At 64.3% G+C, this 25,009-nt stretch carries 23 protein-coding genes; 5 read left to right on the forward strand and 18 right to left on the reverse strand.

Annotation, left to right across the window (positions count from 1 at the left end; translation table 11 throughout):
- Positions 1-9: 9 nt before the first annotated feature.
- The 5 genes from FXB38_RS31120 to FXB38_RS31140 all read right to left on the reverse strand — a co-directional run bounded on the left by FXB38_RS31120 (position 10) and on the right by FXB38_RS31140 (position 7,643).
- Positions 10-2,169: a carboxypeptidase-like regulatory domain-containing protein gene (locus FXB38_RS31120; RefSeq protein ID WP_148754803.1), complete on the reverse strand. Its 2,160-nt coding sequence runs from the start codon at positions 2,167-2,169 to the stop codon at positions 10-12.
- A gap of 209 nt (positions 2,170-2,378) precedes the next feature.
- Positions 2,379-3,815, reverse strand: a complete 1,437-nt coding sequence (locus tag FXB38_RS31125; RefSeq protein WP_148754804.1) for an MmgE/PrpD family protein — start codon at positions 3,813-3,815, stop codon at positions 2,379-2,381.
- Between the two features lie 17 nt (positions 3,816-3,832).
- Positions 3,833-5,287 (reverse strand): MmgE/PrpD family protein, encoded by a 1,455-nt coding sequence (locus FXB38_RS31130; RefSeq protein ID WP_148754805.1) that lies wholly within the window; start codon positions 5,285-5,287, stop codon positions 3,833-3,835.
- On the reverse strand, positions 5,277-6,311 hold the full coding sequence (locus FXB38_RS31135) for a PdxA family dehydrogenase (protein ID WP_148754806.1): 1,035 nt from the start codon (positions 6,309-6,311) through the stop codon (positions 5,277-5,279). Before FXB38_RS31135 ends, FXB38_RS31130 begins: the two co-directional genes overlap by 11 nt.
- An 18-nt stretch (positions 6,312-6,329) precedes the next feature.
- The gene (locus FXB38_RS31140) at positions 6,330-7,643 is read right to left on the reverse strand and encodes a cation:dicarboxylate symporter family transporter (RefSeq protein WP_148754807.1); all 1,314 of its coding nucleotides are present in this window, start codon (positions 7,641-7,643) and stop codon (positions 6,330-6,332) included.
- 135 nt (positions 7,644-7,778) lie between these two features.
- On the opposite strand from FXB38_RS31140, the gene FXB38_RS31145 reads away from it, so the two are divergent.
- The 4 genes from FXB38_RS31145 to FXB38_RS43125 all read left to right on the forward strand — a co-directional run bounded on the left by FXB38_RS31145 (position 7,779) and on the right by FXB38_RS43125 (position 10,269).
- Positions 7,779-8,747 (forward strand): LysR family transcriptional regulator, encoded by a 969-nt coding sequence (locus FXB38_RS31145; RefSeq protein WP_148754808.1) that lies wholly within the window; start codon positions 7,779-7,781, stop codon positions 8,745-8,747.
- Positions 8,748-8,835: 88 nt separating this feature from the next.
- Positions 8,836-9,735, forward strand: a complete 900-nt coding sequence (locus FXB38_RS31150) for a LysR substrate-binding domain-containing protein (RefSeq protein ID WP_148754809.1) — start codon at positions 8,836-8,838, stop codon at positions 9,733-9,735.
- Positions 9,736-9,877: 142 nt separating this feature from the next.
- Positions 9,878-10,096 carry a hypothetical protein gene (locus FXB38_RS31155; protein ID WP_347340245.1) on the forward strand — a complete coding sequence of 73 codons (219 nt, stop codon included), beginning with the start codon at positions 9,878-9,880 and terminating at the stop codon, positions 10,094-10,096.
- A complete protein-coding gene (locus FXB38_RS43125; protein ID WP_187435274.1) occupies positions 10,093-10,269 on the forward strand; it encodes a hypothetical protein in 177 nt (58 codons plus the stop codon). The genes FXB38_RS31155 and FXB38_RS43125 overlap by 4 nt, the downstream gene beginning before the upstream one ends.
- Positions 10,270-10,359: 90 nt before the next feature.
- Here the strand turns inward: FXB38_RS43125 and FXB38_RS31160 are convergent, their stop codons facing one another.
- From FXB38_RS31160 to FXB38_RS31210, 11 genes are all read right to left on the reverse strand, one after another.
- On the reverse strand, positions 10,360-10,695 hold the full coding sequence (locus FXB38_RS31160; protein WP_148754810.1) for a hypothetical protein: 336 nt from the start codon (positions 10,693-10,695) through the stop codon (positions 10,360-10,362).
- 87 nt (positions 10,696-10,782) lie between these two features.
- Positions 10,783-11,274, reverse strand: a complete 492-nt coding sequence (locus FXB38_RS31165; RefSeq protein ID WP_148754811.1) for an Hsp20/alpha crystallin family protein — start codon at positions 11,272-11,274, stop codon at positions 10,783-10,785.
- Positions 11,275-11,348: 74 nt separating this feature from the next.
- Complete coding sequence (locus tag FXB38_RS31170; protein ID WP_148754812.1) at positions 11,349-11,810, reverse strand: Hsp20 family protein; 462 nt, start codon at positions 11,808-11,810, stop codon at positions 11,349-11,351.
- Between the two features lie 245 nt (positions 11,811-12,055).
- A complete protein-coding gene (locus tag FXB38_RS31175; protein WP_148754813.1) occupies positions 12,056-13,546 on the reverse strand; it encodes an amidase in 1,491 nt (496 codons plus the stop codon).
- Positions 13,547-13,562: 16 nt separating this feature from the next.
- A complete protein-coding gene (locus FXB38_RS31180; RefSeq protein WP_148754814.1) occupies positions 13,563-14,360 on the reverse strand; it encodes an FAD binding domain-containing protein in 798 nt (265 codons plus the stop codon).
- 14 nt (positions 14,361-14,374) lie between these two features.
- Positions 14,375-16,762: a xanthine dehydrogenase family protein molybdopterin-binding subunit gene (locus FXB38_RS31185; protein WP_148754815.1), complete on the reverse strand. Its 2,388-nt coding sequence runs from the start codon at positions 16,760-16,762 to the stop codon at positions 14,375-14,377.
- Positions 16,763-16,764: 2 nt separating this feature from the next.
- Complete coding sequence (locus tag FXB38_RS31190) at positions 16,765-17,256, reverse strand: (2Fe-2S)-binding protein (protein ID WP_187435275.1); 492 nt, start codon at positions 17,254-17,256, stop codon at positions 16,765-16,767.
- Between the two features lie 19 nt (positions 17,257-17,275).
- Entirely contained in the window at positions 17,276-18,382 is a 1,107-nt protein-coding gene (locus tag FXB38_RS31195; RefSeq protein ID WP_148754817.1) for an ABC transporter ATP-binding protein, read from the reverse strand.
- A gap of 7 nt (positions 18,383-18,389) precedes the next feature.
- The gene (locus tag FXB38_RS31200; protein ID WP_148754818.1) at positions 18,390-19,280 is read right to left on the reverse strand and encodes an ABC transporter permease; all 891 of its coding nucleotides are present in this window, start codon (positions 19,278-19,280) and stop codon (positions 18,390-18,392) included.
- Complete coding sequence (locus FXB38_RS31205) at positions 19,277-20,155, reverse strand: ABC transporter permease (protein WP_148754819.1); 879 nt, start codon at positions 20,153-20,155, stop codon at positions 19,277-19,279. Before FXB38_RS31205 ends, FXB38_RS31200 begins: the two co-directional genes overlap by 4 nt.
- Positions 20,156-20,236: 81 nt before the next feature.
- Positions 20,237-21,598: an ABC transporter substrate-binding protein gene (locus FXB38_RS31210; protein ID WP_148754820.1), complete on the reverse strand. Its 1,362-nt coding sequence runs from the start codon at positions 21,596-21,598 to the stop codon at positions 20,237-20,239.
- A 264-nt stretch (positions 21,599-21,862) separates the two neighbouring features.
- Between FXB38_RS31210 and FXB38_RS31215 the strand changes: the two genes are divergently transcribed.
- Positions 21,863-23,335, forward strand: a complete 1,473-nt coding sequence (locus tag FXB38_RS31215; RefSeq protein ID WP_246230266.1) for a glycosyl hydrolase family 79 N-terminal domain-containing protein — start codon at positions 21,863-21,865, stop codon at positions 23,333-23,335.
- A 6-nt stretch (positions 23,336-23,341) separates the two neighbouring features.
- On the opposite strand, the gene FXB38_RS31220 is transcribed toward FXB38_RS31215, so the two are convergent.
- Both FXB38_RS31220 and FXB38_RS43495 read right to left on the reverse strand, forming a co-directional pair.
- Positions 23,342-24,643, reverse strand: coding sequence for an MFS transporter (locus FXB38_RS31220; RefSeq protein WP_148754822.1), 1,302 nt, complete (start codon positions 24,641-24,643; stop codon positions 23,342-23,344).
- A 126-nt stretch (positions 24,644-24,769) separates the two neighbouring features.
- Positions 24,770-25,009, reverse strand: a 240-nt coding sequence (locus tag FXB38_RS43495) for a hypothetical protein (protein ID WP_210250962.1), incomplete at its 5' end; no start/stop codon positions are given.

The following is a 25,009-nucleotide window of genomic DNA, read 5'->3' on the forward strand; positions in this document are numbered from 1 at the left end:
GCGAAACGGTCAATGGGCTAATGGATCAGGCCGCATCTGCACTTTGTAGACCTTAGGTGAAGCCTCCTTGCCGCCTTCCCCATGGAAGCTCGCCCGCGTTCCGGTCGTGCTCCACAGGCCACGACCTTTCCAACCGGTATCGGGGTCGTCGATCCGCCCGTCGACATTCTTGGTACAGAAGCCGAGCGGGTATGGATTGCGCAGATTCACCAGCTCGCCGTTGACAAGGGCCAGCAGGGACTCGCTGCCATTGGCGCTCGCGATCGGCACGTTCGCGCCGAGGCCGAACGTGTTGTAGCGGTCCACCCAGACATAATAGGCATGATTGGCGCTGCCGCTGGCGTCGAGCCCCCTGAACTGCGGCCCGGGCATGCGCCAGGTCTTCCATCCCTCGGGACACTGCTTGCCCTCCGCCGTGGTCGGGCCGTTCAGCGGGCCCTTGCAGAGCTTGCGATCGAAGCTTGCGAGATGACCACTGGACAAGACCGTCCACACCACACCATCAAGACCGATGTCGAGACCGCGCGGGCCGAACGTGCCCTCCGGCGGCTGATAGACTTCGGCGAGCGCGGTATTGGCGGGATCTGGTCCCGGCACCACGCGCACGATGTAGCCGGGCTGATCGATGCGGGAGAAGCCTCGATCCATCGCCTGGCCCCAGATCGTGTCGTCGACCGGACTCGGCATGATGCCGTAGAAGGACGCGGCGATGCGCTTGTCCTTGGCCGGATCGACGGGATCCTTGTGCTCGACATAGGCATCGCGCTTGCCGTTGCCGTTGGTGTCGATGATCAGCGGCGTCCAGCCCTGCGATTTTACGTTGTCGAGAGTCTCGCGATACTGCTTGGTGTTGAGCCAGCCGACAATGCCGCCGCCGAGGCCCGGACCACCGGAGCTGGTCCACAGCGTTTGGTTGGCATCGTCGTCGAAGTAGAGATGATGGGTCGTGAAGCAGGTGTTGATCAGGTCCCATTTGCCGGTCGCGGGATCGTAGCGCGACAATTGGCGCAGCGAGGTCGCCTGCGGCGCCACCTTCGCCGACGGCAGATCCGAGCCCTGCTTGCAGTAGTCAGGGTTGGCCGGCGGGCGCAGCCGCGCCGTGAACCAGACCTTGCCCTGCTCGTCCATCATGACGTTGTGGATACTGGTGTGGCCATCCCAGATCGGTTCGTCGCCCCAATAGGCCGACGGTCCGCGCGGCGCGTCGGTCGAGGATGGCGTGTTAGGATCGAGATAGGGATGCTTGATGGTCCCGGCGACATTCCTGACCGGGTCGAGCGTCGGCACGAGATCCGAACTCTCCTCCGACGATCCGTAGATCAGGCCGTTGGCGTTGACCCGCGGGTTACGCTTGTCGGTCGAGATCGCATCGTGCTGATAGTGCGTCGGCGTCGCCCAATCCCACATCGTGAAGACGACGTTGCGCTCGATGCCCTTGGGCCGCTCGGGCTTGGCGAACGGTAACTCGCCGGCTGCGATACGATCGGTCCATTTCGAGAACAGGTCATAGACCTTTTCCGGACCCATGCTGGCCAGCACCGTCGCCATGTATTCCTGGGCCTGTCCGGCCTGGGTGCGGACGGCCCATGCCGTGTGGGAATCGTACCCATCGGTGAACACCTTCGGGATCTCGCGGATGCCGCGCGTGCCGAGCGCGTGGCAGGACTGGCACATGTTCTTGACCGTATCGACCCACTGGGCCTGCGACTTCATGGTATCCGGCATCTTGTTGCCCTTGTCGCCGGTGCCGGGAAACTCCTCAGGTCTGGGGATGTCGAGCATCGAATACCAATACATGCCCGGATAGTTCTGAGCGTCCTCCTTCGGTGAGGCGGCAGCGGCCTTGAAATCCAGCACCTTGCCTGGACGTGCATCCTGTTGCGCGGTGTCCTGCAAGCCATAGCCGCGCACCCAGACCTTGTAGCTGGCTGCGGGAAGATCCGGGATGACGAACCGACCCTGATCGTCGGTCACCACCACCTTGGCGTATTTGGTCGGGAGATCCTTGGTTTCGGCGATCACCCAGACGCCCGCCTCGGCGCCGTTCTCGCTGGTCACCTGCCCACCGATATCGTTGGCGGAGATCTCGACAATTGCCGCCACGGCGGCACCGGCGTGCAGCAGCGCCATCGCGCCGAGACAGCCGGCAAGCATTCGCTTCAAGCCCATCATTCCTCCCATGCGTTATGTTGCGTCGCGACAATTCGGGCGATGATTTCGTTTGAGCCGCCGGCCGGGAACGGCACGATGATCTTGACGCGCTGGAACGGATAATCCTGCGCCGCAGGCCAGCATGGCCACGCTCGCGGACATGAAGGAGCGAAAGATGATCCCGCCCATGTGTTTTTCCCGATGCTTACCTTGTTGTTGGCCTTGCATCACGCGCTGAGCAATGGCCTCAACTTTCCGACGTCGTCAAGCCGTTCGAGATTGCCGATCTGGTCGATCAGCTTCTCGGCCCTGTCGCTGCCCAGCACCGGCGCAATCAGATCCCGCGTCTTCGCCGCGACGGCTTCCGTGCTGAGCGGATTCTCCTTGGTGCCCGGCGGATATTTCGTGAAGTGCTCGATCTTCTTGCCATCGGTCAATGTCACCTCGACGACAGCGCCGCGCGGCGCGACCGGATCCATCAGCGTCTTGTCACCGGCCAGCGTCACCTTGGCACGCTGCTCCAGGATCTTCGGATCACGCATCAGCGCGACATCGTGGCTGTCGTTGAACGACACCCCGCCCTTGACCAGCGCGACCGCCACGAGGTGCTGGCAATTGACATCAGGCATCGCGCTTTCGCCCACGATCCCCATCGCATCGGTCGGCAGCCTGACCAGGATGCTACGGACGCTATCCGACGTGAGGCTATACTGCTTGCGCAGCGTCAGCATTGCATCCAGCGGCGACTGGATGGGATAGCCGACCGAGAAGGTCTTGATCGCGGTTTCCGTGACATAGAAGAGCTTGCCGAGATCCTTCACCATCTCCTCCGGCTTCGGATCGGTCGAGAGCGCGATGAAAAGATTATGGGTGCCGTCGAGCACGTCGTCGACGCCGGTCAGGCCGCTGAGCACCATGTCGACGGCCATGACGCCATTGCGGGCTCCCATGCCGGCGAAGTCAAAAGCCTTCTCGATGTGATCGTGGTCCTTGACCCAGCTCCATAGGCCGGAGACCTGTTGCGACGAATAGGAGATCGCATAGCGCATCCCCTTCTCGTCAAGCCGCGCCAGTGATGCAGCCGCACCGAGCGCGCCGAAGGTCGATGACGTTCCTTCGGCGCTCCGGTGGGCGCCACGCACGAGATCGGGGCCCAGTGCCATCAGCAGGCGGCAGGTCAAATCGTAGCCCAGCGCGACGGCCCGAATGACATCCTGTCCGCTGCGATGTTCCCGCTCGCCGATAGCGAGCGCGGCCGGCACGACCGAGCATCCCGGATGCGCCTTGGTGACAGGCTCGAAATCGTCGGTCTCGTCGGCATGGGCGCACATCGCATTGGCCAGCGCTGCGTTGACCGCCGTGGAGCGGAAGTCGGAGCCGACCACGGAGGCCTGGGCGTCACCGCCGAGTGTGCGCACATATTTCAACGCCATCTCGCCCGGCTTCATCCGCGAGCCCGAGATCATCGCGCCGAGCGTATCGAGGATGCGGTGCTTGCATTCGCGCAGCACCTGCTCGGGCAACTCCTGATCGCGTGCGGCGACCATGTAGCGGGCGAGCCGCTCCGTCACGCCTGGGCCGGCTGCGACGGCCATGCGGCCGCCGGTGGCTGCCAGAGCGGCAACCGACCCGGCGGACCGCAGGAAATGGCGGCGCGATGGCATGCTTCCCTCCTTCGCGATCAGACCGCGACCGACATCTTGGCGATGTCCGCCGCACTCGGCAGGTTCTCGACATTCCAGCAGGCGTCCATCACGCGTCGGATCGTCGCAGTGGGAATGATGCCGTCGGCAAGATCGGAGAACTTGGTTTCGAGCTCCTTGTCGGTCATCGGCACCTCGACGCTGCCGATCGCGTGCTCGATGTAGCGGTTCAGCTTGCGGCCGTCCTTGAGCACGATGGTGAGATCGACCTGCTCCGGCTTGATGCCTGATGTTATGATCGGATTGACCTTGCCGCGGAGCGCAACGATGGTCGGGTCGGTCACCGCGCGGTCGCTGAACTGCTTCTCGCCGCCAGCGCCCTCGACAATGGCCACCGCCACCGCATGGTAGATGCTGAACTTGCCTTCGAGGCCCTGGCTTGGCGTCCTCTTGCCCGTCAGCTCCAGTACCAGCGGGTGGACCTTGAGATCGACCCGCTCGATCTGGTCGGCGGTCAGCCTGTTCTCGTTGCGGAGCTGGATCGCCGCATCGATCGCGGGATGAATGACGATACCGCAGGCGAACGGCTTGTAGGTGTTGAGCGCCGCCTCATAACGCTTGCCGAGGTCACCCAGGATCTCGTTGTAGTCCTGCTTGGTGCTGATCGCGTTGGCCCAGCCACGCTTGGCCTCGATCATCGCGTCGGACGAGGTGAAGTTCTTGGAGGCCAGGATCGTGGCGAAGATGCCGCTGGAAGCCGCGCGGCCCGGATTGAAGCTCTTGTTCATCGAGCCGAAGGATTCGCGCAAGCCCACCGGCTGCGACGCCGCAAGACCCAGCGCCCAGGTCATCTGCTGCTCGTTCAATTTCAGCAGCTTGCCGACGGCCGCGGCCGAGCCGAACACGCCGGCGGTGCCGGTGATGTGCCAACCGACATCGTAATGGTTCGGGTAGACCGAGTTACCGATCCGGCACTCGGTCTCGACGCCGAGCACCAGTGCGTTCAAGAACTCCTTGCCGGAGACCGGCTGCATTTCCGACAGCGCGAGGATCGCCGAGGCTACGGGACCGGCCGGATGGATGATCGTCTTCAGATGCGTGTCGTCGTAGTCGAAGATGTGGCTCGACACGCCGTTGATGAAGGCGGCGTTCATGATGTCGAACCGCTCGCGCCGCCCGAACAGGGAAGCCTGCTGCGGCCCCGAGAACGGGCCGAGCGCGGACACCGCGATATCGACCGTCTCGTGATGCGAGCCGCCGATGGCGACGCCGACCCAGTTCAGGAGCGTGCGGATGCCCTCTTTCCGGACATTGGCCGGCAGGTCGTCATAGCTTGCGGTGACGAGATAATGCGCGAGCGCGCGCGTGACGTCCTTCGGCGGCGCCGCGGCAGGAGCCGCAGGCGAAGCTTGCGCAAAGGCCGTGTTGGTGGCGACAGTTGCGAAGGGCAGCGCGGCTGCCGCCTGGAGCAGGGTTCTGCGATCAGTGTGCATAGGCGGCCTCCTCGACCTTGATCGACACCAGCTTGGCGGCCAGACGTACCGCGCTCTCCAGCGCGCCGGTGTTGGCGACGCCTTGGCCTACGATATCGAACGCGGTGCCGTGTGACGGCGTGGTGAAGACGGTCTCGAGCCCCGCGGTGACGGTGACGCCGCGGTTGAAACCGCGCAGCTTGGTCGCGATCTGGCCCTGGTCGTGATACATCGCGACCACGCTGTCGAACTCGCCGGCGAAGGCGCGGATATAGACGGTGTCGGCGGGATAAGGTCCGGTGCAGGCGATGCCGGTCTGGGCGGCGGCTTCGACCGTCGGGCGGATCATCTCGATCTCGTCGCGGCCGAACAGGCCGTTCTCACCGGCATGCGGATTGAGCGCCGCAACCGCAATGCGCGGCTTGGCGACGCCGGCTCGCCGCATCATCCGGTCGACCAGCTCGATCGCATCGGTGATGCTCTCCGGATTGATGCCGTCGAGCGCTTCACGCAGCGACTGATGCCCGGTGACGCGCGACATCCACTGGCCATCGAGCACGTTCATCTCGGAGAAATAGGTCTTGTGCCCGAGCAGGCTCGCGAACATCTTGTGCTCGTCGGGAAACTTCCAGCCGCCGTCGAACATCGCGCGCTTGTTCAGCGGCGCGAAGGTGATGGCGTCGACCTCGCCGTCCCTGGAGAAATCGATCGCGCGCGACAGCGTCTCGCCGGTCAACCGGCCGGTCTCGGCGCTGGCCTTGCCGAGCGGGATTTTGGCGGGATCGGTGTTGCCGAGATCGACGAGCTGCACCGTGCCGCGGCCCCATTTGGCGGCCTTGGGCGAGGCAATCCGCTCGACCTTCAGCTTCACGCCGGCATGATCCATGCCCATGTCGAGCACGCGGGCATCGCCGACCACGACGAGGCGCGCGACGTCGGCGAGGCGGTCGTCGGAGAGGATGCGCGCGACCTGTTCGGGACCGATGCCGGTGCAGTCACCAGGGGTCAGCGCGATGACGGGAAGTTCGTTGGTGCTGGTAGCCATATTGGAGACCTTGGATCCTTACTTCGCTTGCTGGATTTGTGCGGCGGACTGAGCCCAGTCCTCGCGATTGAATTCGCCGTCCCATTTGGCGACCACGATCGCGGCGACCGCGTTGCCGATGGTGTTGGTGATGGCGCGCGCCAGCGACATGAAACGGTCGATGCCGAGCAGCAGTGCCAGTCCTTCCGCCGGCAGCCCTGCGGCGACGACGGTCGCAGCAAGTGCCGCGAACGCGCCGCCGGTGACGCCGGCCGCGCCCTTGCTGGTGAACAGCATCACCACGAACAGGCTGAGCTGCTGCGCGGCCGACAGCTCGACGCCATAGACTTGGGCGACGAAGATGGTCGAGAGCGGCAATGTCAGCGCGACACCGTCGAGATTGAAAGAATAGCCGGAGGGAATGACGAGGCCCGCGACAGCACGCCCTACGCCCGCCTTCGGCAACTTTTCCATCATGCCGGGGATGGCGGTCTCCGACGACGAAGTGCCGAGCACCACGAGCAGCTCGGTGCGCAGCAGGCGCAAGAGGTCCATCAGGCGAATGCCGACCAGGCGGCAGATGGTGCCGAGGATGACGAAGATGAAGAACGCCATCATCGCCCAAGCGGTGCCGACCAGAAGCGCCAGCGCATAGAGCGTCGCGGCACCGAACTTCGCCACCGTGAACGCCATGGCGCCGAACGCACCGATCGGCGCCAGCGCCACCACGACATGCACGACACTGAAGACGAGCTCGGTCACCCGCTCCAGGCCGGTCCGCAACGGACCGGCCTTGTCGCCGAGCAGCAAGAGACCGATGCCGCAGAGCAGCGCCAGCACCAGTACCTGAAGCACGTCGCCGGCCGCGAACGCACCGACAAAGCTCTCCGGCACCATGTGCTGGATGTAGGCCGACAATGATCCGACATGAGCCTGCTGATAGCGCGCGATCGTCTCGGCCTGCTGCGCGGTGGCATGCGCCACGCCGGCACCGGGCTGGACCCAGCGCACCACGACGAAGCTGATCATGAGGCAAATCGTCGTCACCACCTCGAAATAGGCGAAAGCCTTGAGCCCGATGCGGCCGACCGCCTTCATGTCGCCGACCTGCGCGATACCGGTGACCACGACCAGGAAGATCAGCGGCGCGATCGTCATCTTGATCAAGGAAATAAAGACATCGCCGAGCGGCTTGAGCTCCACTGCAAAATTCGGAAACAGAGCGCCGAGCAGAGCGCCGAGCGCCGCACCTGCGACCACCAGGACATACTGCTCACGCCAGAGCGGCTTGCGGCGGCGGCCGGACGTGGAGCTCGATATGGGTTCAGACAGCGGCGTCGCGGCAATCTGCAATGTATTTTCCTCCAACGTTGTCGGCGCCATGCGTTGAGGGCGCTTTGTTCTTGTCTTTCGATGGCGTTTACATTGGACCAGCGGCGTGTCAGGCGCTAATGCCGTATCGGTATGATTTGAGGACAAAACGTTATTATGGACCTGGTCTGGCTGGAGGACTTCCTTGCCATCGCCGAGGAGGGCGGGTTCTCCCGCGCCGCCGAGCGACGGCACGTGACCCAGCCGGCGCTGAGCCGCCGCATCAAGTCGCTCGAGGACTGGCTGGGGACGCAGCTGTTCGAACGCTCGACCCACACCATCACGCTGACGGCCGCCGGCGAGAGCTTTCGTCCCGTCGCGGAGGACGTGCTGCGCCGGATCCTGGTCGGTCGCGAGGAAGCGCTCGAGGTCGCACGGCTGAAGGCCGAGACCATCACCTTCGTCGCCACGCATTCGCTGTCGCAGACCTTCTTCCCGGAATGGATCCGCAACTCGGACGGCGCGCGCGACGGCTCGGCCGTGCAGCTCGTCGCTTCGAATTTCGCCGGCTGCGAGAAGCTGATGCTGGACGCGCAGGCCCACTTCATGCTCGCGCATTACCATCCGTCATTGGTGAGCCGGCTCGACATGGACCGCTTCCAGCGCATCGATCTCGCAACCGACGTGCTGATCCCGATCAGCGCGCCGGCGGCAAAGCCGGGCCGCGGCGGACGGCGCAGCAAGAGCACGCAGCCGCGCTACGCCCTGCCCGGCGCATCCGGCGCGCCGCTGCCCTATCTCGCCTATCACCCGGGCTCGGGTGTGGGACGGCTTGTCACATCGTTCCTGGCGGCAAAGGATCCGGTGGCCTGGCTCGTTCCCGGTTTCGCCGCGCCAGTCATGCTGCTGATCGACATGGCGCGCGAGGGACGCGGCGTGACATGGGCGCCGATGAGCCTCGTCTGCGCCGATCTCGACACCGGCCGCCTGCTGCGTGCGGGCGGCGGCGAATGGGACATTCCGATCAACGTGTCGCTGTTTCGCACCCGCGCCCGCATGACCCGGGCGGCCGAGAATTTCTGGAATTCGGTGCGCAAGGGCCGGCCGGGCGTGAAATCCGCCGCATCTGCGTCTCGGGCCAAGTGAGCCCTAGCAGGTGAGCCCTGGCAAGCGAGCCCTGGCAAGTGAGCCCTAGCATGGAACTTGCATAAATTCTGGGCGACAGGGACGCCGCATGAACCTCATCAGTCTCGACATCCGCATGCTCCGGTCGCTGATCTCGGTGGTCGAGACCGGCAGCATCACCGAGACCGCGCGACGGCTGGGCCGCACCCAGCCGGCGATCACGCTGCAATTGCAGCGGCTGGAGGAGCTCACCGGCAAGCAATTGTTCGAGCATGTGGGCCGGCGGCTGATGCTGACTGACGACGGCACCACGGTTCTCACCTACGCCAAATCCATCCTGCGGCTACATGACGAGCTGATCTCGCAGCTGGCGTCACAGGAGATCGAGGGCCAGGTCGTGCTCGGCACGCCCGACCTCTACGCGGCCTTCATGCTGCCGTCGATCCTCAGCGTGTTCCGAAAATCGTTTCCGCGCGTGCAGGTCGAGCTCAACTGCGCGCTGTCGACGCCGCTGGTCGGCCTCGTCAAGCGCGGCGACGTCGACATCGCGCTCGTCACCCGCATGAACGATTTCACCGGCGGCCAGGTGGTGCGGCGCGAGCAGCTGGTCTGGATGACCGGCGAGCAATCCGCCGCGCACCAGGAGCGCCCGATCCCGCTCGCGCTGCTGCCGCCGGGCAACATCTATCGCGACTATGCGATCGATACGCTGGAGCGCGCGAATTTGCGCTGGCGCATCGCCTGCGTCAGCGAAAGCGTCGGCGGACTGCAAGCCGCAGCCTTTGCCGGCATGGCCGTCACCGTGCTCGGCCGCAGCGCGCTGGTGCCGGCGATGCGCGAGATCGGCCCGAACGAGGGCCTGCCCCCGCTGCCGAAGATCGAGCTCCTGCTCTACAAGTCGAGCGGCGCCACCTCGAAGGCGGCGACCGCGCTGCACGACTATCTCGCGCATTATCTGCGCCTCGACGAAGAGCTCAGCGGCCGCGGTGCTCCGATCGAGTTGTCTTGAACCGCCACGCGAAGTTCGCAAGCGCAGCAATATCACGAACGTCTTGACAGCGACTTTCAGCTGCATATTTTTTGCGCCGAGAGATCTAGAGATCTCTCTCTCACCCTCGAAATTCAAGGACCCAATGCGACCGTCGGAGACGATGATGCTCAACGAATCTCTGCCTCAAATTCGCTTGCACAGGAATAACATCCACCGTTATCGGCGACTGCTGAAGACCAGGCTGACAGAGATAGAACGCCAGTACATCGAGAGACGCCTGGCAGAAGAGCAGTCAGCCCTTGATAGCCTCGCCGCCGCGGCCTTTCCGGTTTCCATCTTCGCCTCGAAGGCACCGATCGATACGGGAGCGGCGCAATGAAAGTCGCCCGGGACCTGCTCATTCGAGGCAGCGAGAAGGTGATCGGGCAAGACGAACTCCTTCCTGCCAGCGCGAAGACCGAGCATGAGCGCGAACTCTATCGGCAACGGATAGAGCGCGAGCGGCGGTTGATCAGGGATTTCCAGGGCGAGCTCGATCACCGGGCGGCATGAGCTGTCCGGTGGTGAGGCTGCGCCGTCGGCGGTTGCTGAAGGTCAGGTCTCCGGCAATCGACTTAGCGGACGAGGCGGTTGCCCCCTGCATCATGCGCCTTGCCGCTCTGCGGCGGCCCAAGGCCGCCGCAGGCGCATCGGGACACCGCCGCCGCGCGGCGGGTCGTCGTCGTCATTGTCGCTGTCGAGCCGGCGCAGGGCTGCGAGAATATCGGCGAGCTGGACGGTGTGGCTCATGCCGGGGACTTCGCGCAAGGCGGGACAGGATTCGACCGCGTACATATCGGATGCCCAGGACGACAGGATAATCCGTTTCTCCGGCGCAGATAGCTCTTCTGCGTTCAGGACATCAGCGGGCGAGCCGTAGTGCGCCGCCGGGTAAAACAGTGGGTTGAGATTGTCCGAATTCGTGTTCACGTTGGTCATCGGTTGTGCCTCCCTTTACGCTCCTTTCGAAGGGATGGTGGGTTGATGATGGGATGGCGGCGGGCACCGCCGCCATCTGCGTTCAAGCTAATGCGTGTTGATCGCGATACGCTTGATGCCTTCCCGCGCCTTCTCGGATTTGGGCAACGAGACGGTCAGGACGCCGTTCTTGAACGACGCCTCGGCCTTGTCTTCCTCGACGTCTTCGAGCGGGACTTGCCGCTCGAATGCGCCGTAGTAACGCTCGGTGAAGTACCTGCCTTCGCCGTTGCGCTCGGCCTTCTTCTCGCCGCGGAGAGTGAGGACGCCGTGGGCGATTTCGACCTCGACGTCCTTCTCCGTCAGTCCCGGAAGTTCGGCCGTGACGGTCAGCATATTGTCGGTCTCGCTGAGTTCGACCTTGGGCCAGCCGAAACGGCCTTCCATAATGGGCGACAGGTTGCTCCCGGCAAAACCGCGAAACACGTCGTCAAACAGACGGTTCATCTCGCGATGAAGCGTCAGGAACGGATCGAAGCTGTCGCGGACCGGCGCAAGCTCCTGGCTCTTTGACCAGGGAATGAGATCACGAAAAGCCATGGTTCTCTCCTTCATGCATCTGGGAGCGCGGCGCGCATCTGAGCGCCGCGTTCCGCCAATCCCTCGACCGCGCGTTAGGCTGCTTCCTTCTGCTCGATCTGAGATGCGGGAGGGGCCGCACCCGCGATCTGGATCCGGCGCGGCCTCATGGCTTCGGGGACCTCACGGACCAGATCGACGATCAAGAGGCCGTCCTGGAAAGACGCCTGCTTCACCTGGACGTAGTCGGCGAGGTTGAACACGCGCCGGAATGGACGCGCAGCGATGCCGTGATAGAGATATTCGCGCGCAGCATCGTCGGGCTTCCGACCTTCGATTGTGAGCGCGTTCTGTTCGGCCGTCACTGTGATGTCGTTGGCGCCGAAGCCGGCCACGGCGAGGCTGATCCGGTAGTGGTCTTCGCCGGACCGCTCGATGTTATAAGGGGGGTAGTTGTCCTCGGTCGTCTGGCGCAGCGTGCTGTCGACGAGGTCGGCTAGGTGATCGAAGCCGATGGTGGAGCGCCACAGGGGCGCGAAGTCAAAGCTGGTCCTCATAACCAAGTCCTCCAAAGAGCAAGATGGATACGAAGGAACGCAGGACAGGGTTTTCAGACGGGGTCCGAAGACACCGGCCCAGCGCCCGCGCCGGGCCCTCTCGGGCACCCGGCACACCGCTCTCGCGGCGAAAAATGACTTAGAAGAAGGGATGTCGGTTTCAAGAGGGCGGTCGAAAAAATTTCGAGCGCGCGGGGGGACGTGCTGGCAAGACGACGGCCGGTCAGTTCCAGGCCGGATTTGCCTCAAGCCTTCGCGTGGGCACGGTCCGGTTCGCGCAAGGCCAGCGGGGGCCAGAACTTAGCCCAAGGCTGCGCCGCTTCGAACGCCGCCGCAATGCGGAAGATGGTCGGCTCGTCGAGCCATGGCGCAACGATCTGAAGGCCGATCGGCAAACCGTCGCGATCGAAGCCGCAGGGTAGCGTCGCCGCCGGAAGACCAGCAAGATTGATCGGCCAGGTAAAGGGCGACCAGCCGAGATGCGGATCGACCTTGCTGCCGTCGATCGTGTCGACGCCGATCCGGCCGGCCTCGAATGCGGTCACCGCGACCGTCGGAGTCACCAGCGCATCGACGCGCTCGAACAATTTCAAGAACGCATTGCGGGCCTGGCCGCGCCGGTAGCTGGCTTCGATATAATCCGTGCCGCTGTAGTGGCGGCCGGCGCTGACGACATCGCGATAGTCGGCTTCGGAGCTGGCGAGATCGGCCGTGCTTTTGGTCGCCACCGCCGCCGCCTGCTCGGTGAAGGCGATCGGCTTCAGCGTGTGCTCGAGAATGCCGGGATCGAGGCCCGGACCATCCATGGTGACCTGCGCGCCGCAGGAATCGAGAATGGCGAGCGCCTTGCCGAATGCCGCGCGGACGTCAGCGTTGATCGTGGCGTAGCCGAGATCGGCGCTCGCACCGATGCGGAGGCCGTTCAATGAGGCCGCGTTCGTATCGAAGCAGCGCGGCGACACCGGCAGGCTCGCGGGATCGCGTGGATCGTAAGCAGCGATGATCTCCAGCACCAGCGCGGCATCCGCGACCGTCCGCGTGATCGGGCCGGTGTGCGCGAGCGAGGCCCAGGACGGCGGCGAGAAGCCGGGCGAGCGCGGCACCAGGCCGAAGGTCGGCTTCAGCCCGAACACGCCGCAGAACGATGACGGTACGCGGATCGAGCCGACGCCGTCGGTGCCGATCGCGATCGGGCCGCAACCGGCGGCGACGCCAGCCGCCGCGCCGCCGCTCGACCCACCGCTGGTGCGGCCGGGATTCCAGGGGTTGCGCGTGGTGCCGGTGACGGGGCTGTCCGCCGTCAGCTTGTAGCCGGACTCGCAAGTCGTGGTCTTGCAGGTGATGATCGCGCCGGACGCTTTCAGCGCCGACACCACGGCGGCATCGACATCGGGCACGAACGCCTTGTTCATCGGTGAGCCGGCATAGGCCGGCACGCCCGCGACAAACACGAGATCCTTGATCGTGACAGGCACGCCGGCGAGCGATCCCTTCGCCTCGCCCGCGCGCATCTCCCTGGTGAGACGGTCGGCCTCCGTCTTCGCCTGCTCGTACATCGGTGTCACCACCGCATTGCAGGCTTCATTCGTGGCTTCGAGCGCGGCAATGGTGTCGTCGACGACATCACGCGGGGTGAACGCCTTGCGGCGGTAGCCGGCCATGATCTCGGTTGCAGAAAGCGCGCCAAGGCCAGTCGGCGCCGGCGGGAAGGCCGCTCGGCCGGAACCATCAGTCATCATCAACCCTAAAGAGTTAGCTGAGCGCCGCGTCGACGGCGCGCTTGGCCATCACCGTGACGAGATGCGCACGGTAATCGGCTTCGGCGTGGATATCGGAGGTGAGACCGTCGTTGTCGATCTTGATCGCCGCAATTGCGGACGGATCAAAATTCTCCGACAGCGCCACCTCCATCGGCGGCACGCGGAACACGCCGGGACCCGCGCCGGTTACGGCGACGCGGACACCATCGGCGAATTTCGCGACGAATACGCCGACCAGCGCATAACGCGACGCCGGCGCCTTGAACTTCGAGTAACCTGCCTTGAGCGGCACGGGAAAACGAATCGCAGTGATGATCTCGCCTACTTCGAGCGCAGTCTCGAACAGGCCGAGGAAGAACTTGTCGGCTGCGATATCGCGCGTGCTGGAGACGATGGTGGCGCCGAGACCGAGCACGCCGGCCGGATAATCCGCCGCAGGATCATTGTTGGCGACCGAGCCGCCAATTGTGCCGCGGTTGCGTACGGCGGGATCGCCGATCATCGAGGCCAGTGCCGCGAGCCCGGGGATTTTCGTCTGCACAAGCCTGGAGGCAGCCACCACGGCATGCGGCGTCATCGCGCCGATGGTGATGGTGGCGCCGTCGTCGGTGATGCCTTTGAGAGACCCGAGCTTTGACAGATCGACCAATGCGACGGGGCTCGCCAGCCGCTGCTTTATCGTCGGGATCAGCGTCATGCCGCCGGCGACGAGCTTGCTGTCCTCGATCGAGGTCAGCAGCTTGGCTGCATCCGGGATTTGGCCGGGCTGGTGATAGGCAAATGGTTTCATTGTTGATGTCCTCCCTATTCCGCGGCGACCGGCAGCGACGCGTTTTGCAGCAGGCGCCAGATCCGGTTCGGCGTTGCCGGCATGTCGACATGGGTGACGCCGAGATGCGCGAGCGCGTCGACCACCGCGTTGATGACGGCGGCCGGCGAGCCGATGGTGCCGACCTCGCCGCAGCCCTTCACGCCCATCGGGGTGTGCGTGCAGAGCGTGGAATGGGTCGCAACCTTCATCATCGGCATGTGATCGGCTCGCGGCATGCAGTAGTCCATCAACGAGCCCGACAGCAGCTGGCCCGAGCCTTCGTCGTAGACCGCGTTCTCGAACAACGCCTGGCCGACGCCCTGCACGATGCCGCCGTGCAACTGGCCCTCGACGATCATCGGATTGATGACCGTGCCGACGTCGTCGACCGCGGTGTAATTGACCAGCGTCACCGTGCCCGTCTCCGGATCGACCTCGACCTCGGCGATGTGGCAGCCGCCGGGATAGGTGAAGTTGACGGGGTCGTAATAGGCCTGCTCTTCCAGCCCCGGCTCCAGCACCTCCAGCGGATAGTTGTGAGGCACATAAGCGGCGCCCGCGATCTCCTCGAACGACTTGATGCGGTCCGTACCCGCGACTGAGAAGTTTCCGGCCTCGAACTGGATATCGACTTCAGCGGCCTCCAGCAGATGCGCCGCGATCTTCTTGCCCTTGGCGATCACCTTGTCGGTCGCCTTCGACAACGCTGCTCCGCCCACCACGAGGGAACGCGAGCCATAGGTGCCCATGCCGAACTGCACGCGATCGGTATCGCCGAACACGATGTCGACATTCTCAAAGGACACGCCAAGCTTTTCCGAGACGATCTGCGCAAACGTCGTCTCGTGGCCCTGGCCGTGATTGTGCGTACCGATCATGACCGTGACCTGGCCGGTCGGATGCACGCGCACCGTGGCGCTCTCGTAGAGACCGCCGCGTGCGCCGAGCCTTCCTGCGAAGCGCGACGGCGCAAGGCCGCACGCCTCGACATAGGTGGAATAGCCGAGCCCGCGGAATTTGCCCTTGCTGGCAGACGCTGCCTTGCGCACGCCGAAATTCTTGACGTCGGCGGCGACGAGCGCGCCGTCGAGGCATCCCATCGGATCGCCGGAATCGTACTGCACCAGCACCGGCGTCTGATACGGATAGGCCTCCTTCGGGATCATGTTGCGCCGGCGAATCTCGACGCGGTCGATGCCCATCTCGCTGGCTGCGACATCGACGATGCGCTCCAGCACGAAGGTCGCCTCGGGCCGGCCCGCGCCGCGGTAGGCATCGACCGGCACGGTGTTGGTGAAGACCACCTTCACGTTGCAGTAAATTGCGGGCGTGGTGTAGACGCCGCCGAGCAGCGGACCATAGAGATTGGTCGGGATGTTCGGTCCGAAAGTCGAGAGATAACCGCCCATATTGGCGAGCGTATTGACGCGGAACGCCAGGAACTTTCCGTGTTCATCCAGCGCCAGCTCGGCTTCGGTGACGTGATCGCGGCCGTGACGATCGGAGACGTAGCCTTCCGAGCGGCTTGCGACCCATTTGATCGGCCGCATCACGCGCTTGGCGGCCCAGGTGATCACGGCCTCTTCGCCGTAGTGGAATTGCTTGACGCCAAAGCCGCCGCCGACATCGGGTGCGACGACGCGCAGCTTGTGCTGCGGGATGTTCAGCACCAGCGCGCCCATCAGGAAGCGCACGACGTGCGGGAACTGGCTGGTGGTCCACAGCGTGAAGCGATCGGTGCCCGGCTCGTATTCGGCGATCGCCGCGCGCGGCTCTATCGGGTTGCCGATCAGGCGGTTGTTGACGAGGCTGAGCTTGGCGACATGCGCAGCCTTGCGGAACGCGGTTTCGACCGCGGCCTTGTCACCGAGCTCCCAGTCGCAGCAGATGTTGTTCGGCACGTCGTCGAACAGTTGCGGCGCGCCGGGCCTGACGGCTTCGAGCACGCCGACCACGGAGGGCAGCACCTCGTAATCGACCGTCAGCAGCTCGGCCGCGGCATTGGCCTGCCCCGGCGTCTCGGCGATGACGAAGGCCACCATGTCGCCGACGAAGCGCACCTTGCCCTGCGCCAGCATCGGGAATGGCGGCTCCTTCATCGGCACGCCCTTGGCGTCCGAGATGCCCCAGCCGCAGGGCAGAGAGCCCAGCTTATCGGCCGCGACATCCTCGCCCGTCAAGACCGCGATGACTCCGGGCGACGCCAGCGCCGCGCTCTTGTCGATGCCCCGCAACACGGCATGGCCATGCGGAGAACGCACGAACACGCCGGCCGTCATGCCCGGACGCTTGATGTCGGAGACGTAATTGCCGCGGCCGGTGAGGAAGCGCTGGTCTTCTTTCCGCTTCGGTGAGGCGCCGATCCCGATCACATTGCCCATGGTCACTCTCCCTTGGCGGCGTTCATGGCGGCAGCGCCGGCCAGCACGGAAACCACGATGTTCTGGTAGCCGGTGCAGCGGCAGATATTGCCTTCGAGGCCATGGCGGACATCGGCCTCGGTCAGATCCGGTTTCCCGGTGGCGAGCGCGATCGCCGTCATCAGCATGCCGGGCGTGCAGAAGCCGCATTGCAGGCCGTGATGCTCGCGAAACGCCTCCTGCATTGGATGCATCTGGTTCGAGCCGGGTGCTCCTTGCAGACCTTCGATGGTGAGCAAGGTCGCGCCGTCGAGCGCGGGCGCCAGCAGCGTGCAGCTCTTCACGGGCAGGCCGTCGAGATGGACGACGCAGGCGCCGCACTGGCTGGTGTCGCAGCCGATATGGGTGCCGGTGAGATTGAGCTGCTCGCGCAAGAGCTCGGCGACAAGCGTCGCCGGTTCGACGTCCACGGTGGTGGGCCGGCCGTTGAGTGTGAAGGATATCTGCAAGGTCATGCTCCTGCGCGACGGGTCTTTAGGCGAGTGGAAGCGCGCTGCCGGTGGCCCATGTGGCCGTGACGACATCGCCGACGGTGAAAGGATCTGCGAAGAAGGTCTTTTCCGGCACATAGGCCACGAACTCGTCGTCCGGCACGGTGTCGAGCATGACCTTGACGAAATAGCCCTGGTATTCGATCGCGAGCACCCGGCTCGGCAGCGAAGTGGTGCAGCCCGGCGGCAGATCCCTGCCCGGCCTGACCAGCGCGACGTCGTCGCGGCGCACGGCGATATCGACCTTGTCGCCGACGCTGACGGCCGGGCGCGCCTGAAGCGGCACCTCGATGCCATCAGGCGCGGCCTGTGCCAGCGTAAAGCTTGCACCGTTGACCTTTTCGACCCGGCCGGAGAGCACGTTCTGGCCGCCCATGAACTCGGCGACATAACGATCGTGCGGATGGGCGTAGACGTCGCGCGCGGCACCCGCCTGCTTGATCTTGCCCTGCTCCATCACCACCACAAGGTCGGCAAGCGCGATCGCCTCGAGCTGGGTGTGGGTGACGTGGATGAAGGTGATGCCGAGCTCCTGCTGCATCCGCCGCAATTCCTGGCGCATCTGGACGCGGAGCTGCTCGTCGAGCGCCGACAGCGGCTCGTCGAGCAGCAGCACGCGCGGCTCGGTGATCGCGGCGCGCGCCAACGCCACGCGCTGCTGCTGGCCGCCGGAGAGCTGCGCCGGCAGGCGATCTGCGAATTGCGTCAGCCGCACCTTCTCGATCATGGCGTCGGCGGCACGCAGGCGGTCGGTTTTGGACTGGCCTCGCACGCGCAACGCAAAAGCGATGTTCTCGCGGACCGTCAAATGCGGGAACAGCGCGTAGGACTGGAACATCATTGCGGTGCGCCGCTGCACCGGCGCGAGGCCGACGACGTTCTGGCCGCCAATCACGATCTCGCCCGCGGTCGGGTCCTCGTGGCCCGCGATCATGCGCAGGATCGTGGTCTTGCCGCAGCCGGAGGGACCGATGAAGCAGCAATAGGCGCCGTCTGCGATCCTGAGATTGACGCCGTCGACCACATTGGTCACGCCGTCAAAGCTCTTGCAGACGCCTGCCAGTTCAATATCGCCGCGATCGTTCTTCATTCCCAAATCAACCCTTTGCACTGCTACCGCGCCTCTTTTGAATCAGCACGATGCTGCCGAGGCTCGCACCGATGACGATAAAGGAGACGATGGTCGTCACCGTGCCCAGCGCATAAAGCGAGGGCGAGGTGACGTTCAATGTCATGCTCCAGATCTCCAATGGCAGCGTGTTGAGCGAGCCCGCGGTCTGGAGGCTGCGCGCGAACTCGTCGTAGGAGAGCGTGAACCCGAACAGCGCGACCGCGACGAGGCCGGGCGCCAATACCGGGATCATCACCAGCCGGATCGACTGCCAGCGGCTGGCCCCGAGATCGTAGGCCGCCTCCTCCCAGACGTGATCGAAGCGCGACATCACCGCGAACATCACCAGCACGCCGAACGGCAGCGTCCAGGACAGCTGCGCACCGAGCGCCGAGGTGTACCAGCTCGCATTCAGCCCGAGCGCCTGGAACAGCAGACCGGTGCCGAGGCCGAGCACCAGGCCGGGGGCCACCAGGCTGCCGATCATCATGTAGAAGACAAAGGTGTCGCCGCGAAAGCGCTTGCGGAAGCCGAGCCCGGCGAGAAACGAGACCACCACCGTGATGACAGTGACGATGACGGCGAGCTTGATCGAGCGGTCGAACGAGCCCTTGACGTCACCGGTCCGGACCTGAGTGAAGAGGTCGACAAACCAGTGCAGCGAGTGTCCCTTCATCGGGAACACGAGTCCGCCGCGAATGTCCTGGAACGACAGGACATAGATGCAGAACATCGGGCCGTAGAGCGCGATCACGTAGAGCCCGAACAGCGTCGCCAGCACGTAGAACGTCCAGGGACGCCCGCCCTTGCTCGGCGCGATCGCCTTGGTCGTCGCGGGTGCGACCCTCTCGGGCATGTCGGCGAGAACAGCGCTCATCGCGTGATCTCCTGCCTGATATCGACGGTGCGCAGGATCAGCGAGACGATCGCGACCAGCACCAGCGTCAGCAGCACGGCGCTCGCCGCCGCGGTCGGATATTGCAGCACGCCAACATCCTCATAGAAGGCGCTGACCACCGAGGCCGAGCCGCCGCCGGACATCACCTTGACCACGAAGAAGTCGCCCATCACGATTGACACCACGAAGATGGTGCCGAGCGCGATGCCGCTCTTGGACATCGGCACGACGATCAGGCGCATGATGTCGAAACGGCTGGCGCCAGCATCGATCGCCGCCTCGATCAGCTTCTTGTCGATCCGCGCCATCGAATTGAAGATCGGCACGATCATGAAGATCGTAAGCTGGTGGACATAGGCGATGACCACCGCGAGGTCGGAGAACAACAGCACTTCGAGGGGCTGATGGATCACGCCCATCGCCAGCAGCGCCTGATTGATCAGTCCTTCCTTGCCGAGCAGCGGGATCCAGGAAATCATCCGGATGATGTTCGAGGTCCAGAACGGCACCGTGCACAACAGGAACAGGCCGATCGCCAGCAACTGGTTGCGGACGTGAAACACCAGGAAATAGGCGACGAAGAAGCCGATGATGAGCGTGAAGACCCAGGTCAGCACGGTGAACTTGATGGTCGCGAGATACAGTTTCAGCGTCAGCGCCGAATGCAGCACCTCGACATAGCTTGCGAGCGTGAAGCCCGGCGTCAGCCCGCCAAAGCCGTCGGTGGCGAAGAAGCTTGCGGCCAGAACGACCAGGATCGGCGCCACGAAGAACGGCACGAGCACCAGGACCAGTGGCGAGACATAGAGCCAGCCGGCGAGATTGGAGCGCGATGGAGCTGGACTGGGCTGCATATCAGCAAAGGCCTCGAAGTCGGTCTTGTCGCACCGGCGCGTGACGGCGCCGGTGCTTCTTCCGGTCAGGGAAAGCAGGTTTCAGGCCACCTTGAAGTCATTCCAGCGCTTGTTCATGTAGGCCGCCTCGTCCATCAGCGTGTTCCAGCACGAGATGTTCTTGACGCGGTCGAGGAACGAGCCGCCGTCGCGCTTGGTGCCGGCCTTCTCCATCGCGACGCCATAGGGATCGTTGATGACTTCCGGCGCCGGCTTGCCGTCGTACCAGAAGTCCCATTCGGCAGCGGTCAGGAACTTCTTCGCCGTCGACGGCACCGGACTGTAGTAGCCGTAGCGGCCGACGAAGCCGCCCTGCCAGCCCGAGAGATACCAGTTGAGATATTCATAGGCGGCGTCGAGCTTCTTGCCGGAGAGGTGCTTCATCAGGCCCATGCCGTTGCACCAGCCGCGATAGCCTTCCTTGCCGTTCTTGACGTTGACCGGCGCGTAAACGCAGGGGATCTCCTTGACGCGGACCGCGGCAACGGCCGGCGACCACATCGACTGGATCACCACTTCGCCTGCGGCCATCAGCTGCACCGACTGGTCGAAAGTGGTCCAGGTCGCGCGGAACTGGCCCTGCTTCTTCAGCTCGATCAGCTTGTTGCAGGTGAAGTCGATCTCCTCCTTGGTCATGTTGCCCTTGTTGCCGTACTTGATCAGTCCGGCACTTTCGAAGCAGAGCGCGGCATCCATGATGCCGATCGCGGGCACGTCGAGGATCGCGGCCTTGCCCTTGAACTTGGGATCGATCAGATCCTTCCATTCGGTCACTTCATGGCCGACGAGATCGGGGCGGTAACCGATGGAGTCGGCGTTGTAGACTTGCGGCAGGAAGGTCGCCCATTCGGTGACGCCGTCGTTCAGATCGGTTGAATCGGGCTTCGCGATATACATGGCTTCGTAGGGCGAGATGCCCTGGCGCGGGATCTTGTGGCCGTCGATCTCGCCCTTGGTGAAGATCGGCAGGATGTTGTCGAACTCCTTGATCTTCTTGACCTCAATGCCCTGGATCACGCTGCGCTTGGCGGCGAGCTTGGCCTGCCAGCCCTCGAGATCGGCGATATCGACCGTATTAGGCTGGCTTATGAAGCGGTTGATGGCGGCGGAGGTGTCGAGGTTCTGCATCGTCACCTTGAAGCCGAGATCCTTGGCGGCCTGGTCGCCGATCGCCTTCACCACGGAATAGGAGACGCCGACATGGCGCAGCTCGATGTCCTTGATCTCCTGCGCCCAGATGGTCGGGAATCCGCGGATCGCATCCGATCCTGCGGCTGCGCCCGCAACGGCCGCCGCACCCTTCAAGAGTGTGCGCCGGCTCAGCTTTTTCGTCGACTTGACGTCCGTTCTGGCCCCCGTTCCCGCCGGATCGGAAGTGAACGTCCCCTTAGTCCCGTCAGACATGGCAACCCTCGTTGGTTACGGTGAACGCTCGCACCGATCGCCATTGATCGGCTGCGGATGTGATCATTACGCGCAAGGCTAGGGGCGGAACTTTGCGAAGTAAAATTGGAAGTAAAAATTCGCCGTATAAATGCGGCTAATGGATCAGGCTGCTGCATTTGGTTTTGGCAGCGGCGCATAAGAAGGCGTCAGAACGTGCATACAATGCGATGGCTTCGATCGGGCGGGCTCGTTGGCGCAACAGGCGCAACAACGATTGCGCTATTGAGTGCCGCAACATTGTGCGCAGCGCGCGCCGGCGATGTGTCCGTTGCGCCGACGAAACTGAAGTCGATCGGCACGATCGATGCGCGCTTTCAATCCTACAACATCGAGATGACGGAAGTGACCGGCGGACGGTTCTGGAAGCCCTATCCGCGAACAATGCGCGCGCTTGATGCGCGGGATCGTTACGGCACGCGGCCGCCGATCGATCTTGCCAATGCGCGGCTGCGCAAGCTCGCGGCCGCCTTGGCGCCGGCCTATCTGCGCGTCAGCGGCAGCTGGGCCAATGCGACGTTCTTTGCCGACATGGACCCTGCGCCGGCCAAGCCCCCGCCGGGATTCGATTCCGTGCTCGGCCGCGCGCAATGGCGTGGTGTTATCGACTTCGCCCGCGCGGTCGATGCGGAGATCGTGACATCCTTTGCGATCAGCCCGGGCAGCCGCGCGGCGGATGGCGCATGGAAGACCGATCAGGCGGAGCGCCTGATCGACACGGCGCGTTCGCTGGGTGGCCGCATCGCAGCGGTGGAATTCATGAACGAGCCGACACTCGCCGCGACGAACGGTGCACCGCCTGGATATGACGCGAAGGCCTATGGCCGAGACTTCAGGACCTTTCGCGAATGGATGCGGCGCGCGGCGCCCGAGACGCTGATCGTGGGTCCGGGTTCGATCGGCGACGCGCCATCGCCATCCGGGTCGGGCCTCACCACCCGCGACCTGCTTGCCGCGTCCGGCCCCGGCCTCGATCGCTTCTCCTATCACCACTACAATACGCTCTCGCCGCGCTGCGGTGGCCGCGACCATCCGGCGCGGGCGCTTTCCGAGCAATGGCTGGCGCGCACCGACGCGACTCTCGCGATCTACAGCGCGCTGCGCGACAGATTCGAGCCGGGCAAGCCGATCTGGCTCACGGAGACCGCGGATGCCGCCTGCGGCGGCAATCGCTGGGACAAGACGTTTCTCGACGCGTTCCGCTACCTCGACCAGCTCGGGCGGCTGGCAAGAGCGGGCGTCCAGGTGGTGATGCACAACACGCTGGCCGCCAGCGACTACGGCCTGCTCGACGAAGGGACGTTCCGTCCGCGACCGAACTACTGGGCTGCGCTGCTCTGGCACCGGCTGATGGGAACGATCGTGCTCGACGCGAGCTTGGTCGCCGCGCCGGATCTCCATCTCTATGCGCATTGCCATCCGGGCCTGCGGGGCGCGGTGTCCGTGCTCGCGATCAACGCATCGCGGCATGCATCATTCGCCCTGACGCTGTCGCATCCGGCCGAGCGTTACACGTTGCATGCGACACAGCTGCAAGGCGCGACCGTGCAGCTGAACGGCAAGACGCTCGCGCTGAGTGCCGATGATGAACTGCCCGGGCTTGAGCCGCGCGCAGCATCGGCGGGCGCGATCCGGCTTGCGCCGGCGACCATCACCTTCCTGGTATTTCCAGCAGCCGCGAATCCCGCCTGCCGTTAGGCGCTCTCAGGATCTCAGCGAGTTGCGCGCGGTCTCCGGCGCCATCAAGGTCGCGACGATCGTGATGATCGACAGGGCGATGATGTAGAGCGACACCGGCCAGTACGATCCGGCCCAAGCAAGCAGCGCGGCCGCGATCAGAGGGGAAAAGCCGCCGCTGATCGCAGCCGCAACGTTGGCACCCAGCGAAGCACCGCTGTAGCGCACCTGGGTGCGAAACAGCTCCGGCATGAATGCCGCCTTGGGTCCAAACAGCAGCGCATGCGTCAGCGTCATCGTGACCACGAGCGCGAGCGTGATCAGCACCGGCTCTTTGGTGTCGAGGAACCAGAACAGCGGAAACGCCAGCGCCACCGAGAACACGCCGCCGGCCAGATACAATGCCTTGCGGCCGAAGATATCGGACAGCCAGCCGGCGAGCGGCAGCGTCGCGAATTCAACGATCGCGGCATAGACCACCGCATTCAGGATCACCTGACGCGGCAGGCCGAGCTTGGTCGTGGCATAGACCACAGTGAAGACAGTGAGCAGATAAGCGAGCCCGACCTCCGACACCGTGATGCCGACCGCCAGCAGAAAGCTGCGCCAGTCGCGGCGAAGCACGTCCCACACCGGCTGCGCCAGCACCTCCTTGCGCTCGACCACCTCCTTGAAGTGCGGCGTCTCCGCGAGCTTGAGCCGCACGATGAAGCCGACCCCGACCAGCAAAATGCTGATCAGGAACGGCACGCGCCAGCCCCAGCTCAAGAAGTCCGCTTCGGGCAGTTGCGTCATCAAGCCAAAGATGCCGGTGGAGGCGGCGACGCCGACGGGAAAGCCGATCTGCACCAGGCTGCCATAGAAGCCGCGCCGGTTGCCGGCATGCTCGGCCACCATGACGACCGCGCCGCTCCACTCGCCGCCGAGACCGATGCCCTGGATGAAGCGGAGGATGACCAGCAGGATCGGCGCCCAGACGCCGATCTGGCTGTAGGTCGGCAGGCAGCCGATCAGGAACGTGCCGAGCCCCATCGCGATCATGGTCGCGACCAGCATTGTCTTGCGTCCGAGCCGGTCGCCATAGTGCCCGATGATCGCGCCGCCGATCGGCCGCGCCACGAAGCCGACCGCGTAGGTCGAGAACGCCGCGAGCGTGCCGACAAAGGGATCGAAGCTTGGGAAGAACAGCTTGTTGAGCACGAGGGCTGCGGCGGTGCCGTAGATCAGGAAGTCGTACCATTCGATCGCAGTGCCGAGCGCGCTCGCCCACACCACATGCGCCGTCGTCGACCTCTCCGCCGCGCCGGAGACCCCAGTTGCTGCCGTCATTGCCATCCGCCCCAAGAATTCCAGACGACATCATGGCCAATCGCGGTGAGGCTTGCAACTTGGAGACGCATTGCCTTTGACGGAGATCGCAGCGCCAGGTTTTGCACGTCACTGCTTCAACGGCCGTCATTGCGAGGAGCTCGCGACAAAATTGCGCAGCAATTTTGCGCTGATGCGACGAAGAATTCCAGACGACATCATGGCCAATCGCGGTGAGGCTTGCAACTTGGAGATGCATTGCCTTTGACGGAGATCGCAGCGCCAGGTTTTGCACGTCACTGCTTCAACGGCCGTCATTGCGAGGAGCTCGCGACAAAATTGCGCAGCAATTTTGCGCTGATGCGACGAAGATTCCATGGGGGGTGG

This window comes from Bradyrhizobium cytisi (assembly GCF_008123515.1).
Classification (GTDB): Bacteria; Pseudomonadota; Alphaproteobacteria; order Rhizobiales; family Xanthobacteraceae; genus Bradyrhizobium; species Bradyrhizobium cytisi.